Below are 14,831 nucleotides of genomic sequence, written 5' to 3' on the forward strand. Positions count from 1 at the left end.
TAATTGAAATGGAATTGAAGTTGTTATTTAGTGGTATTTCAAAAAAAATGTCTTTAGATTTTTCTGAGATAACAGAACAGATTTCCCATATGGGTGATAGAGGTACTAATAGAGAAGAGAAAGTAAAAGAATTTCTTATAAAACATTTGCCAAACAAATATGGAATTGGAAATGGACAAGCAATTTCCACAGAGGGAGGAATTAGCAAACAACTTGATTGTGTTATATATGATAGTAATAGTTGTCCTCTCTGGTTTAACGAGAAGACTCAGATCTTCCCTGCAGAAAGTCTTTGTGCGACTGTTGAGATTAAATCAGTTCTTACCAAACATAAGATTTCTGAAAGCATTGAAAACATTGCTTCGGTAAAAAGGTTAAAGAAAGAAAGCGGTACGCGAGCTATTTTAATAGGTATTAGAGACGAAGAACAAGTGAACCCCGAAACACTCGGATGTGTATTTGCTTTCGAAGCTCAACAATCGTTAGAGTCAATAGCGAAAAATATAAATGAGGCAAATAAGAAAATACCTGCGAATGAACGCGTAAATCTTGTCTGCATTTTGAATAAAGGGGTATTAGTAACCGTTAACAAAGAGGGCAAAGTCAGACTAAATCCTCCGAATACTGAACCAACAACAATGGGGATAATGGAAGCTAAAGAAGATTCTTTATTATTGTTTTTTTTATTTCTTAACGCATATTTAAATGTGATAGAAGTAGTGCCTCCCTATTTGTTTAACTATGTTAATGACATATTTAATGGTTTCCCTATTTTATATAAAAAAATAGAGTAAGAGAATCATAAAGATCAAGAATATAACTGGTTTAGTCCTAAGGTACACTCTGCATGATTATGTATCACAATATGCCCTTGTTATTGCGGATGTTGTTAGCCGTGGATAATATTATGAGTACATTCGGCAAGCAACTCATTTTCAGAGGTTACGGACCCTAATGAATGATCGAGAATTCTGGGTTACCAATAGTGTCCGGATGCTACACTCAAAGAGTTCCTGTCTCCGTTGGATCTAAAAGGTCAATCTACGTCAGGAGTTTTTACAGGTTGGCGAAAATATATGAAAAGAGCTGGCGGCTCCACAGGTATTCAGAAGGCCGCTGAACTACTCTCTAAAGCGGTTCAAAGCGTGGGGGAGACCGTTGCGCTGGACGAGGCCAAACGGGATCTGCATCGTTTATTAGAAGAGTACGAGCGTATTGATGGTATATTGAACAAAATAGCACAAGAAATCGCAGCTTTACTTGGAGAGATCCCAATTGCTAGCCAGCTTCGCTCCGTTAAAGGTTTGGGCACAATCTATATTGCAGCAATTCTGGCAAGTACGGGTGATTTGAAGCAATACGCTCACGGTCGTCAGTTGTTACGGAAGGCCGGTTTAAATTTAGCGGAGAGCACGTCTGGAAAGCGTAAGGGCCAGATCATACTCTCCAAACGAGGAGACTCAACACTTTGAAAATATTTGTATCTAGCCACCTTAACATTAGTGGGAACAAATCCTGTATTTAAGCAATTACATGTGAATAATGTGCAAGTTAAACATATGAGTAAGCAGAAGTCGATATTTAAATTGCTTGGAAAACTGGCACGAATCTTAGTTGGCATGGTGCATTCCGAGGAGTCATTTACTCCTGAAAAAACGGTCATTCCGTATACTCAAGCTGCCTAACATCTTTGAACTAACGTAAATTGATTCATTCGCAGGACTTCAAACAAAGAAAGCACGGAGGACCGAGTTCGTTCTCCAAAAGGGCACAGACCCATCCGCTAAACGCTATCGGTCTCCACACCTTGGATAGGTGTAACGAAGGAATGTTAGGGCGACGACCCGTAGAGCCTTGGGATGGTCAATCTCCGAGGGAATTGTGGAGTATGCGTGCAGTAGAGTATGATATGGGGAAATATTCCATATGTTCCTCTGTTCCCGTATGCCTAAAAAGGGTAACTTACGGTCGTGATAACTTAATATCCTTATGGCCGCTATATTCCAAAGTGATGAAATCCTGCGAATGAGTGAGTTTACGTGAGATAAATCCTTAATACTGAGGGACTGGGAACGTTTGTTGAATACTCATATAGCGGCAGCTGGTCACCCGATCGGCTGCCGTTGTCTATTGAAGTAACGGGCAGTTTAACGCAACTTTGGTCTACTTCATGCGTTTTAACATATAGATAACCCAAAACACCCACTATCTGGAATATCTACTTATCGGAGGCTTGAGGATGACAAGTGAACAACACATGCCAAAGATAATAAAAAGGAGATAAAACAATGAGACGTTCCATTCTTATCTTTTTGATATTGTTCATTACCTTTTTAACAAGCTGTTCACCGAAAGCAGATAATCGCTTTAATGATAATGATATTAAGATTAGTTTGTTAAATCAGGAGATAAATGATGAATATAGAACTTATTTAATTGAAGTAAAGAATACAGGTATATTAGAGATTAAATATTTAAATTTTTATTTGTATTATCCTATAATCTTGGCAAACGGCTCAAAAGGAAGTCCTTTTAAAATTGAAGGAAAGACTGACATTAGTAAACCAATAAAACTTAAATCAGGAGAGAAAATTACATACACTATTTTTGCACCGATAAAAGAGGTGTTTGGAAATTCCACTTTATTAGATTTTGATAATCCAAGTGTTGAGCTGAATGGATTAGTACAACAAGGGAAAGAGGAAATTCCATTTGGAATGAGTGGAGGATATTTAAATATGAAGTAATATTGTTCTTAACTCAAAAGGAGTGAGAATTATGTAAAACTCCGTATTCAAGAATCAGGTCCATTCGGCTCATTTATTGAGCTAACGCGAAACGATACTGAAACGGCTGCCGCGAAGCAGCCGTTATTACGTTACGTGCAGATCGTCCTATAAAATAGGGATTATATGGTAGACGACTATTACTTCAATGATAATGGGTGATAAACAATGAAAAGAATTGTATTAATGATTACTGTTATGTTGATTTTCACAGGTTGCGATCAGTCAAGAGCGGTTAAGCCATTTAATACACCAAAGATTACAGATGATACACCACTCATACTCCCCTTGCCCGAACCTATCTCAACTGTAGTTCCACTACCTGGCATTATCTATATCGATGATAAACAATATTCGGACCCTACTCAAAATGATGCAGTTAAAATCATTAACGAAAATACAATGGCCATCAATAGTCGCGATAAAACTAAGTTTCTTGCAACCTTTGCTTCTAGTTCAAGTGGCGATGAATCACGCCTAGAGAGCAATTACAATTATATTACTGAGTTTCAAAATGAGTATATTCTCAACATGGAGAGTATTAAATTTAATCAAGATGCTAATGGGAGTGGCCCCAACGAATACGGAGTTACTCTAGTGAGAACGATCTATTTAAAAAGCAAAAATGAAACAAAGCAAGAAACATCAACTTATTACTTTAAAGAAGTTAACAATCAATTGAAGCTATTCGCGATAGATTAGAACAAAAAATATAATTTGCAGTGTCCAAGAGAATTCCAAGACGGACTCTATATTATAAGTGATATAGGAAATGACGTTTCAAGGCTTAAGCCAGAAAAATGTTCCGCTAACGGCGAACGATAGCGCAAAAACAAGGGATAGATCGCCGCGTCTGGCAGCTGTCCCTTGTTTCATTGAAGGGCACTTTTACACAACTTTTAATGTATTTCCAGCGTCCTAATATATGGGATTATCTATTATCACTGGAGACGGCATGTTGATTTTTTACGCTTATGGAAGAAGGGGCTGACAGACGAATAAAACATGGAAAGGAAGCGGAATACAATGGCAAGAGAAATTAGATGGCATATTGGACGGTTCGTTCCAATTGAAAGGATAAGAGAGTTTGAAAGTAGGTGGAATATAAAATTTCCGGAAGCATACGTAAATATCATTACACAACATGATGGCGCTCTAGCTAAAGTAAAAAATGACAATAATGAGTGGGAAACGGGTGAAATAGAAATTCCAAGGTGGCATGGTAAACGTTCTGTGTTAGCCTTGCTAAGGTATATGAATACTGACACTGTAGAAAGAACAGCAATTTTTGCTGCATACTATTCTTTCAAAGAATGTTTGCCTGCGCCCGATAAAATCTTTCCCTTTGCAGATAATGGAGGAGGGGACATGTTTTTTTTCGACTACAGACAAAACGAAAGTGAACCTGCGATTGTGTTCTTGGCTCATGAAGAAGTCGTACTTGAGGACGAGATTGCAGAAGAGGATTTAGCCAAAAAAACGGCAATTGAATGGATGGATGATAGCCTCTACCGTGTTTGCAACTCTTTCTCTGAATTGCTTGATTTGATAAAACTACCTTAAACTTCTAGTTTACATTATACATGCAAACAAACAAGAGGATTTTTCATACCAAGACAGTTACTTTATCGTTTATCATGGTGTTTTTGAGGATTCGCCTAAGCTTGCTATTATGTTTTGGATAATACTAGTGATTATTGTGTCGATTACTATCGTAGGAATTGCTAAATTTTTATGGCTTAGATATAAATGAATAAGCTACTTCGTTCAACTAACGAGGAACGTTACTTAAATAGGGATCGTCGGCTGCCGCGCAGTCTGGACGGTTCCTATTTTTATTGATGTAAGGGCAGGTTAACATGGTGGGGGATTATTGGGTATATTCAGTAAGCTAATTGAAGGTGATCGGGTTGTAATGGAGAATATTTCTTTTTAAAACAAATATCTGAGGAAGTGGTCTTTATGAGTTATGATCTTCATATTACCAAGGCTGATCATTGGGTATCTAGCGAGCAAAATCCAATAACAAAAGATGATATAAAAAAGGTCGCTGATCTTTTCAATACCTATAGGAGGATACCATTTTTGTTTCAAGGAGGCAGAATTACTCTATGCGGCGCTGATAAAATGGCAATCGGTCTAATGATTACTATTGCAAATAGAATCGGAGCTCGAGTTCAAGGCGATGAAGGCGAATATTATGAAAATACCAATAATTCATATCCGGAACCGCCCGAGGATCTGCGCATGGAGCCAGTAGTAAATATCTATGAGTCTGATATCAAAATTCTCGATGAGCAGTTACAATTTATTGAATCTCTTACGGTCGAAGATGAAATCCAACATGATAAATTTGGAACAGGTAAAATTCTTGAAATTACTGGCGAGGGGAACGATACAGAATTCATAGTAAAATTCATGGATGGAATAGGTACTAAAAGAGTACTAGCTTGTTTTGCACCAATTAGACCTTGTAAACAGGATTAATTTGTTGAGCTAACTAGGAACGTTTGTTGAATAACATGTAGCGGCAGCCGGTTACCCGATGGGCTGCCGTTCTCTATTGAAGTAGCTGACAGGAATATGTGATCACTTTGCAGAATATTTAGAGTATGGATAATCTGCGAAGTACTTAAATAAGACGAATATAGTAATTTGTCGTAAATATCCCATACTCAATTGAAAAGGATTTTATATTATGAGCGATTTGAAGATTCCATTCAAGATTACTGGGCTAATCATTAGTTTAATAAGGTCGATTATTTTGGGTTTACTTGGTGTGTTTTTGCTAGTAAAGGTCTCGAATAATGATTGGATAATATTAATAATGGTATTGTTTTTAATGTTACTAGCTTTAATTGGTCCACAGCAACTCCTCTATAGAATAACAGGAGTTCCCGCACTTATTCTAACAGATTATGGGTTAACAAATGGTAAGGGAAAGTTATTAGTGAAATGGGATGAGATTGAATCCTTTACTTTTGAAAACATTAAATTTTCGGAATATCTTATGGTCAAAGTTCAAGATGTCGATTCGTTAATAAATCGAAGTAAGGGTATTGGTAAATACATTTATATATTAAATAAAAGAATTGGTCGATCTCGAAAATTTACTATTATTAGCATAGGCAGTTTGGGAATATCTAAATTGAAACTAACTGAAGAACTTAACAGAAGATTACTTATCGAATGATAATGTAAGTATTTCTGGAAGACTCTCTAACGGGAAACGGTACTTGAATAAACTACAAAATGAGGCTGTCACCGCGAAAACGGGTGACAGCCTCATTAAGCTATCGGGCAGTTTAGCGTAACTCCAATACAATATCAGGGCAGTCTTTTGGAAGGAATTTCACAAATTAGGAAGATACACTCAAAAGCGAAAGGGCAGCTAAAAACATAAGCAAACACAACTTATATCAAAAAAACGATATTCTTTTCTTTTATAATGAGTACAGGAGGGGGCATATGAACAATACAATGCAGGAGATTATTGACTGGATTGAAGATCATCTATTTGAAGATTTTTCATTAGAACGTTTAGGTAACGATATGGGATATTCTCCATATTATTGTTCCTTCAAATTTCATCAAATAACTGGTATCACCATTAAGCGATATATGGCACTTAGAAAGGTATATCTTGCTGCCATCGAACTGAAAGAAACCAAACAAAGAACGATTGATATTGCATTTAAACATGGATTTTTATCTCAAGAAGCTTTCTCAAGAGCATTTAAAGGGACATTCGGTGTTAATCCTAGTGTCTTTAGAAGGAAACCACAACCATTGCAGACCTTTGTTAAATTTAATATTAATAGCATAAAGGATGGTTTTTCGATGGACATTTCACAGAAATTAAAGATCGGGACTTTGCAAAATAGAATTCAAGATCAATTTGATCGGGATATTTTGAATATCTTGAATGGACAAATGATGTATGAGGAGTTTCATAATCATCAGTTAATGGAAAAAAGCGACTACGTTCCGTTTAATGAAGCGATGTGTTCGAATGAAACTACGTATCCGATCTTTAGTGATGAATTTAATAAAATAAGAGCTTCCGGACATCAGGTGACTTTACATGATTATGAGAGGATTACCTTGACTCCGTTGAAACCGCTGATGGAAAAACAATACCAATGTATGGTTTTATGGTTTGGTGACGACATGTTCTGCCAAATGAATATGCTGACCCTACTGGCCCATCTAGAGCAAGAGGGATATGAAGGAAAAGTGTATTTCCATATGGTAAAAGAATTGACTTATGATGTGGAAGAAACGGATATTCTGCTAGGAGGCTACAAAGAAATTTATGAACAAGTTTTGATTCATCATCGTTTACCTGAAGCGAATTTGATGCCTGTGATGTACCAGGGAATTAGTTTGTATCTCGAATATCTAAAGGACGATAATGAAATCACCGCATTTATCAGAAAGAATTTAGGCAAGCCTCAGGATGAACTATTGCAGCAATTATTTCGTCTATTTCCTCACTACGGACTAGGAGATCTGCAATATATAAAGATGATTAAAGCTGTAAAAGAGGCTTAAGATTGTAAAATGCGTGACATGAAAAGATCGGCGGCTTTTTTGTTTTGGAGGCTGGAGTATGGCCGTTGTTGGCGAATCCTTACAGCAAGAAAGTAGATTAGTTACAAATCATCTATTACAGGAGTGCTTGTAATGAACGATACCAAGCTGAATGAATACCGAATGCTACACCAGCTCGCATATTGCAATGATATCAATGTTAAACAAAAATGCACTTAGAACGTATCCCTAAGGAATTCGAAGTCATAACATTAAAATTTCCGGTTGAACTAACGAGGAACTTTAGTTCGTTGATCCAGAAGGAGGAGCTAAATGGAATCTCTAGAAATAGGACTAAAACTATTTCTGATTATTATTGGTATTTAACTATTCTTTGCTTTGGTAGGGTTTCTAGTCAAAAAATATCTAAGGGACTTCATTGATAAAATACTTGCTTCAATCCAACAATTTTTCAGAAAAACGGAATGACCAGGTTGAAGGAGTTTTGACGATAATGGTATCAAAATCGCAAACAAATATTTCCTTAGAGGCTATAGTTCGAATCTCAAGAGTTTGATAAGAACCAATTGATTGTTAAGCTATCTGGTAACGATAGCTTCATACACAACCAGGAAGAGGCTGCCCACAATCGGCAGCCTCTTTAGATTACAGTTTAGTTGGGAAAGTGTAAAAAGCGGTTGACAAAATAAATATATTTCAGTAATTTGTAATTAGATGTACATCTAATTAGATGGAGGATAAATTTGTCTGGATACTCTTATCGAAAGCAGTATATTTAGCCATAATATTATAAGCCTTTACAGCTCCAACAATTTGTGGACTAGATTGGGGGAATCATGTTAACGGTAGGAATCTTAGGAGTAGTTCATGACAATGAATTGCGGAAGAGGTACCATTTAACTTTGGAATTAATAAAAGAGTTAATTCTAGAATTTAATCCAGATGTAATATGCGGTGAAGTACTTCCCGACAGTTGGGAGAAATACAAAACTGATTCCACACATCGAGGATATTGGGGCGAACCCGCAAGCGAGTACTGGGATCTAATTTTTCCATTATGCGAAGAATTGAAATGTGATTTTGTACCTATTGATTGGGTGGAACTTGATGTTTGGATGGATTTTGACCCATTCAAGAATCACAGTGAGTTACAACGAAGTGCGTTGATTAGTGAATCAGAGCGATGGTTTCAGAGGCAACTTTCCACTTGGAATTCCAGTGCTATTCCTTTCAACTCATCAGAATATGACAATATAACGAAACAAAAATACAAATGGTTAGAGCAAATTAACCCTGAGGCACATGTATTTCGATGGGATTGTAGACATCTAATAATGATTCAAAGAATAAATAACGCAATTATTAAACATCCAGGAAAACGAATCTTGTGTATCGTAGGTGCAGACCATAATCATGCGATATACGAAGGTTTGGTTAAAAATAAGGATATACAACTTGTATACCCTTTAAAATAGTAAGGGAAAAGGATCTTATATTTGCTGAACTAACGAAGGAACGAGAGCAAAATACTGAGACAAATGAGGTTGCCACGAGATTGACCAGGCAGCCTCATTAAGCTATCGGGTAGATTACATCCAAGTTATGGTAATATAGTGATAACAACTAAATAAATCTAGTGGGTGACGACATGAACCTTGCAAACAAAATAACAGTCGTAAGAATTGGGATGATTCCTTTTTTCATGCTGGCACTTCAAAATTACCCATCTTGGTTGGTGGAGCAGTTTGGCTTTTTGAATTACATAAATCAGTACGGACTGTATTGGGCAATTGCAATATTTATCATTGCGTCAGCAACAGACAAGTTAGATGGTTATATAGCACGCAAATATAATCAGATAACGAATTTCGGTAAGCTTGCAGACCCGCTAGCTGATAAACTTTTAATATCGGCTGCGTTGGTAATGATGGTTCAACAGAACATGATTCCTTCTTGGATAGCAATTGTGATTATTGGTCGGGAAGTAATGGTGTCTGGCATTCGTACTATTGCAGCGGCAAAGGGAGTAGCACTTGCAGCAGATAAACATGGGAAAATGAAGATGGTGCTACAGGTTGTTGCAATCGCTGCAGTTTTATTAGGGAATTTTCCGTTTTACTATTTTACAAATTACTCAATTGATTTTCTGATCATGATATTAGCTGTTGGTTTGACGGTTTATTCTGGATACATGTACATGAAAAACAATTATCGTAAACTGCAATTGGACAACTTATGACATTCATCAACGAACCGATAAACCGTTGAACTAACGAGTAACGTTAGTTAAATAACAACTATAGTTCAACAATTTGTAATATGCATGTAGTGTAATGCAAAAATTATTTTTGTCCCTACCGAAGTATCTAGTTAAATAAAAGGCCAACTTTCTTGTGCATAAAAAGTTGCGATACGAAGTCGCTCTTACTCTTTACTACGATTGAGAGGAGGGTAACAAATGGATTGGCTTATGTGAATGAATAGGGCATTGGATTATATCGAAATGAATATATCTGGAGAAATATACCTTGCGGAGGTAGCAAATCAAGCTTGTTGTTCGTCGCATCAGTTTCAAAGAATGTTTTCTTTCATTACCGATGTGTCATTGGCCGAATATATACGACATGCGATTGATTTATTGAATAGTGATGCTAAAATGATAGATATTGCCCTTAAGTACGGTTATGATTCAACGATTTCTTTCGCAAGAGCTTTTCAATCGATGCATGGCGTCAGGGGCGTTTATTCTTTTACTCGTTTCCTTGAAATATCAGAAAGTCGAAACACAGCAGGCTAGAGAAGAGTTTCAGTTATCGATGGCTGAATTGCATGAGGTGTTAACATTACATGGAATTAAGTTATTAGTTTCAATTAACAATCAAAATCCCAAAAACTCCTACTTTCGATATTCGAAAGAGGAGTTTTTTCATTTGTAAAAGTGGAATTGAGGTATTCATTACATTTGCAATAGTATTTAGTAGTAGTTTTTCATTTTAGAGTTCCATTTTTTGTATTTTGAGTATACATTTGCGATTTTAATGATTTACATCAATATGTATTGTTATGTAGTATCTTTGTTGGGGTCATGTTCTGCGAAGATTACAGGTGGTATATAACCAGAACTCCATTTCAGGTCTGTCGTTTTCAACATTAAGGGTTGATCGATTCTTCCCAGTAGTGAGCTATCTTATCTGCAAAATAATTGATGAAACTTGTCAAACGAAATTAGGTGAGAAACGAGTAAATAAATCTATTAAAGATTAGGCAATTTGAGAAAATAGGATGGTTACTAAGAATGTGGGCGATTCAGCAAATAATGATAATTACTTCATACCATTACAATTACTGAGCTCGATAGAATGACATGAAGTTTTATTTAGAAATTTTATGAAATCGCTTTCGAAATAATAATGAAAAAGAATGTTGACGGGAGAAATTTGGGAATTCAACTTGTGATCGGCTCTTATGCCAATGAATCCTGTTGGTATTTCGATATTCGTTTTTGAGCAAAGAATGAGATAGAGGTAATAAAGTACGGTAAGTCGTTCATTATATTATTAACTTTCTAGATAAAAAACACGCTCTTCCATGCAATACATATTCAGGGAGGTTAGGAAATGAAAGAAAAATATACAATGCAAGCAATGGTTTCGATGCTGATAATAATTGTACTACTTGCTGGTATACTGCCAGGGGGAAATTCCTACGCAAGTTATTTACCTTCAATAGATATGCCATCAGATGTTAGAAATAATAATAACACTACTTTTGTAAGGCAAGTAACTAATAACATTGATAAAGAAATAAAAATTGATAGCAACCGTGGTATCAACCCAGCAGAAATGTCTCTAGTAGACCCGAATACGGAAGAAGTAATAACTAGCAGAAATTCAAGAGTTAATGAGATAGTTGGGAAACGAGAAAAAAATAGTAAAGTTTTTATTGATAGTACTGGAAAGGAAAGTGTGGTCTCCTCTGTATATTCTCTGCATTACAATGAGGGAGGTAAATGGGCTAATATTGATACTCGATTAATTGAAGACCGATCCAATAAAAGATATACGCATAAAATGAAGGCAAATAATTTTGAAGTTGATGTTAGCGACAAAGCAAGAGAGCAACGCGTTACATTTTCTGTTAAAGAAAATTCAATTACTTACCAAGCTAAAAATATGAACAGCGTAACAGGACAGGTATATGGAAATTCAATTATCTATAGAGATGCTTGGACAAGTACTGATATGTTGTATCAAATTGAAAATGATCAAATGAAATTGGAATTACTCCTTAAGGATAAAAAGGCTCCAAAGGAATTTCAGTTTGATGTAGAAATGACAGAGCTGAAATATAAGCTAAATGTGGATGGTTCTATTCTATTTTTCGATGACAACAATCAGTTGCAATTTAAGATTCCAAGTCCTTGGGTGAAAGATTCTTCCAGTGAAGTATTGAGACACGACAAATTGCGAGTTGAAGTTAAAGAAAATCACAATACTATTACTATTAGTTACATTTTGGATGACAGTAACTTGCAATATCCTGTGGTCATTGACCCTACAACAAGAGTGGTGCTTCCTGTTAAACCGATGATCTCGATAGGATATGATTACATGTTGGCAGTAAGAGATGATGCCACAATATGGGGATGGGGTTATAACGATGATACATTTTTAGATCAATCCAACTCACCTACTCCCATATTATCTCCTATTCAGTTAAACATTTTGCCTGAATTAACTTGGGTAAGCCAAGTAGCGGCGGGTGCAAATCATAGCGTTGCACTAAGACAGGATGGAACGGTATGGGCATGGGGATACGATGTTTTTTGTCAAATTGGAACTCGAGATGAATGGGGACAGATCCAAGGCTTAACGGACATTGTTGAAATATCCACAAAAGGTAATTATAACTTAGCAGTCAAGGATGACGGAACGGTGTGGGAATGGGGGTATAACTTCGAGGATATTGGTACATGTGATCCAACCCAAGTGAATAACTTATCCGGAATAGTTTCAGTATCAGCGGGATGGAACCACTCACTAGCAGTTAAGAATGATGGGTCTTTGTGGGCATGGGGCCATAACACTTATGGACAGTTAGGAGATGGCACAACTACCACCCGTCTGACACCCGTACAAATAATAGCTAGTGGTATACTTTCAGCAGCAGCAGGCTATAATCATTCAGTTGCAGCTATAACGAGTGGAGGGGTTCTTACATGGGGGGATAACAGTTTCGGTCAACTAGGAGATGGTACAAAAATCGGTAAATTACGGCCGATCGAGGTTAAATTTAATGGTTATTATAATAATTATGGCCCCAAAGTACAAGTTGCAGCAGGAGACAATCACACCTTAGCTGCGTTTAATGAGGATGGGGAAGTATTCTCGTGGGGGGCAAACAATAAACATCAACTCGGCAACAGTCTCAATCAAGATTATCAGCTTTCTCCAATGGAATTGGATGAAACTATATACAACGGATATCTGACAGCAGGAGTTGATAATAGTGCTTATGTCAAATGGGGATGGCCATATAATAATTATGTGGTTAGTGGAAGCAATGAACAAGGCCAACTTGCGAACGGAACAACAGAAGAGACTTGGGAATGGAACTTAATAACATTTCCTAATTATCAACCCAACGTCCCGATAGATACAATCAATCCTACAAGTCCAGCTAACTTGAGATTGGATAGCTCGCCTACTGAGATTATCCTTAATTGGACACCTTCACGCGATAATGTGAAGGTAGTTAAGTACGAAATCTACAAGAATGGGAACCTGGCTGGTAGTGTGAATGGAGAGACAACCACATTTAGAATTGCTGGATTGGATGGAGGTGTCCAGTACACTTTTTCTGTTAAAGCCTTTGATGCAATAGGGAACCAATCACTTGAGAGCGAACACGTCTCAGGAGAATTAAGTCCCCACTTGCCAATCAAACCAATGATTACTAGTACAACAACAGGTTCAACTTTTGCTATTAAGAAAGATGGGACGCTGTGGGCTTGGGGGAAAAACACGCTTGGAATACTAGGGGATGGTACTACAACAGACCGAAAAGAGCCTGTACAAGTAAAGAATTTAACAGGTATAAGTCAAGTATCCGCAGGAGATAAACATATCATTGCATTAAAAAACGATGGAACAGTCTGGGCCTGGGGTAAAAATGACTATTGCCAATTGGGTAACTCAAATTGTAGCTTAGGTCAACTTATACCTGTGCAAATACCAAATCTTAATGGTGTCGTTTCGATTAGTGCAAGAGGATTGCATTCGATAGCTGTAAAGAGTGATGGTACTGTTTGGACTTGGGGAATAGATTATAGAAAAGATGATTACGAGTTTCAGTATATGAAACAATCATCTCCCACCCAGGTTCCTCAATTATCTGGTGTAGTTGAAGCTTCGGCAGGTGGTTTAGATTTCAAAGTACTCAAAAATAATGGAACAGTTTGGATTTGGGGAGCCGATATTAGTATACTACCTATTCTTGTAAACGGTTTAGATGGTATTGTGGCTCTGGCGGGAGATGATTCTTATTATGCTTTTGCTATAAAAAGTGATGGAACATTATGGAAATTTAAGAGACTCAGTTCAACTCAAGGTTTCCAAACAGTTCAAGTAGTAGGTTTAAACGACATTGTTTCTGCACATATTGGCCAAAGTAGTTCGCTAGCTGTGAGTCGAGATGGTTCGATTTGGTCATGGGGAACTAATGCTTATGGTGAATTGGGGAATGGAACCCAAAGCGATCATCTAAAACCAGTTAAAATTACAAGCGCAAACTCAGCTTTTTATATAGGAGTTAACAAATCCTACACATACAGCAGTTATGCCGTTGATGAAAATGGTCAGTACTATGCTTGGGGGAGAAATACAGAAGGTCAATTAGGAAATGGTACACTAATAAACTCATCATATCCGATTATGGTAATTGGTCCAAATGTAAATCCTCAAGATATCCAAGCTCCTTCAGCTCCATCCAATCTAACGTTGATTACGAATGGATTATTTAATGTAGACCTATATTGGACGAATTCTATAGATAATGTTGGAGTCGCTGAATATTATATATACGACGAAGACACGCTTATTGCAGTAGTTGATGCTACTAAAACCACTTATTCGGCAAGAGATTTAATAGGAAATGCAACACATACGTTTACAGTAGTAGCAAAAGACAGTTCAGGTAATTTCTCGACCGCTAGCAATTCGATATCTAAAAGGATCCCATTACATCTCCGATACTACTATGATGTTTCGGGAAGAATAGATTATATAAAGTTAAATACAGGGAAAATTCTAAAGTATAACTATGATGCTAATGGAAATTTACTAAATATTCAAAATCAATAGAGAAAGAGTTACTATGCAAAATATACGATTTGAAGGAGAAGTTCAATAAATAGGTACACAGGATGTGTAGATGGAATTATGAAAACCCTACGATTAAGTTGTGCGTGTTCTTTCTATGATGAATGAAAGA

General features: G+C 36.7%; 11 protein-coding genes and 1 pseudogene. All 12 read left to right on the forward strand.

Translation table 11 applies throughout. The features are described 5' to 3' along the window. The first annotated feature begins 8 nt into the window (after positions 1-8). The 12 genes and pseudogenes from GC096_RS26155 (at position 9) to GC096_RS26210 (ending at position 14,701) form a co-directional block, all read left to right on the forward strand. Positions 9-794: a DUF6602 domain-containing protein gene (locus GC096_RS26155; protein WP_171634258.1), complete on the forward strand. Its 786-nt coding sequence runs from the start codon at positions 9-11 to the stop codon at positions 792-794. 282 nt (positions 795-1,076) lie between these two features. Beyond that, positions 1,077-1,472: a transposase gene (locus tag GC096_RS38870; RefSeq protein ID WP_246302943.1), complete on the forward strand. Its 396-nt coding sequence runs from the start codon at positions 1,077-1,079 to the stop codon at positions 1,470-1,472. Between the two features lie 816 nt (positions 1,473-2,288). Continuing rightward, positions 2,289-2,747 carry a hypothetical protein gene (locus GC096_RS26165; RefSeq protein ID WP_171634259.1) on the forward strand — a complete coding sequence of 153 codons (459 nt, stop codon included), beginning with the start codon at positions 2,289-2,291 and terminating at the stop codon, positions 2,745-2,747. A 207-nt stretch (positions 2,748-2,954) separates the two neighbouring features. Continuing rightward, a complete protein-coding gene (locus tag GC096_RS26170) occupies positions 2,955-3,488 on the forward strand; it encodes a hypothetical protein (protein WP_171634260.1) in 534 nt (177 codons plus the stop codon). A gap of 324 nt (positions 3,489-3,812) precedes the next feature. Further along, complete coding sequence (locus tag GC096_RS26175) at positions 3,813-4,349, forward strand: SMI1/KNR4 family protein (RefSeq protein WP_171634262.1); 537 nt, start codon at positions 3,813-3,815, stop codon at positions 4,347-4,349. Positions 4,350-4,748: 399 nt separating this feature from the next. Continuing rightward, complete coding sequence (locus GC096_RS26180) at positions 4,749-5,273, forward strand: hypothetical protein (RefSeq protein WP_171634264.1); 525 nt, start codon at positions 4,749-4,751, stop codon at positions 5,271-5,273. A 211-nt stretch (positions 5,274-5,484) separates the two neighbouring features. Continuing rightward, positions 5,485-5,979: an STM3941 family protein gene (locus GC096_RS26185; protein ID WP_171634265.1), complete on the forward strand. Its 495-nt coding sequence runs from the start codon at positions 5,485-5,487 to the stop codon at positions 5,977-5,979. Between the two features lie 275 nt (positions 5,980-6,254). Further along, positions 6,255-7,340: a helix-turn-helix transcriptional regulator gene (locus GC096_RS26190; RefSeq protein WP_171634266.1), complete on the forward strand. Its 1,086-nt coding sequence runs from the start codon at positions 6,255-6,257 to the stop codon at positions 7,338-7,340. Positions 7,341-8,176: 836 nt separating this feature from the next. Beyond that, entirely contained in the window at positions 8,177-8,815 is a 639-nt protein-coding gene (locus tag GC096_RS26195; protein WP_171634267.1) for a hypothetical protein, read from the forward strand. A 173-nt stretch (positions 8,816-8,988) separates the two neighbouring features. Next, positions 8,989-9,579, forward strand: a complete 591-nt coding sequence (pgsA, locus tag GC096_RS26200; RefSeq protein ID WP_171634269.1) for a CDP-diacylglycerol--glycerol-3-phosphate 3-phosphatidyltransferase — start codon at positions 8,989-8,991, stop codon at positions 9,577-9,579. 237 nt (positions 9,580-9,816) lie between these two features. Then, positions 9,817-10,074, forward strand: a pseudogene (locus tag GC096_RS26205) (helix-turn-helix domain-containing protein); the annotation flags it as partial. Positions 10,075-10,957: 883 nt separating this feature from the next. Continuing rightward, a complete protein-coding gene (locus GC096_RS26210) occupies positions 10,958-14,701 on the forward strand; it encodes a fibronectin type III domain-containing protein (RefSeq protein WP_171634270.1) in 3,744 nt (1,247 codons plus the stop codon). Positions 14,702-14,831: the final 130 nt, after the last annotated feature.

This window comes from Paenibacillus plantarum (assembly GCF_013141695.1).
In the GTDB taxonomy this organism is placed as follows: domain Bacteria; phylum Bacillota; class Bacilli; order Paenibacillales; family NBRC-103111; genus Paenibacillus_E; species Paenibacillus_E plantarum.

Bases quoted from the DNA above. Each gene is read 5' to 3' on its own strand.
- GC096_RS26155 (WP_171634258.1), top strand. From the start codon at position 9: ATGGAATTGAAGTTGTTATTTAGTGGTATTTCAAAAAAAATGTCTTTA.
- GC096_RS38870 (WP_246302943.1), top strand. From the start codon at position 1,077: ATGAAAAGAGCTGGCGGCTCCACAGGTATTCAGAAGGCCGCTGAACTA.
- GC096_RS26165 (WP_171634259.1), top strand. From the start codon at position 2,289: ATGAGACGTTCCATTCTTATCTTTTTGATATTGTTCATTACCTTTTTA.
- GC096_RS26170 (WP_171634260.1), top strand. From the start codon at position 2,955: ATGAAAAGAATTGTATTAATGATTACTGTTATGTTGATTTTCACAGGT.
- GC096_RS26175 (WP_171634262.1), top strand. From the start codon at position 3,813: ATGGCAAGAGAAATTAGATGGCATATTGGACGGTTCGTTCCAATTGAA.
- GC096_RS26180 (WP_171634264.1), top strand. From the start codon at position 4,749: ATGAGTTATGATCTTCATATTACCAAGGCTGATCATTGGGTATCTAGC.
- GC096_RS26185 (WP_171634265.1), top strand. From the start codon at position 5,485: ATGAGCGATTTGAAGATTCCATTCAAGATTACTGGGCTAATCATTAGT.
- GC096_RS26190 (WP_171634266.1), top strand. From the start codon at position 6,255: ATGAACAATACAATGCAGGAGATTATTGACTGGATTGAAGATCATCTA.
- GC096_RS26195 (WP_171634267.1), top strand. From the start codon at position 8,177: ATGTTAACGGTAGGAATCTTAGGAGTAGTTCATGACAATGAATTGCGG.
- pgsA (WP_171634269.1), top strand. From the start codon at position 8,989: ATGAACCTTGCAAACAAAATAACAGTCGTAAGAATTGGGATGATTCCT.
- GC096_RS26210 (WP_171634270.1), top strand. From the start codon at position 10,958: ATGAAAGAAAAATATACAATGCAAGCAATGGTTTCGATGCTGATAATA.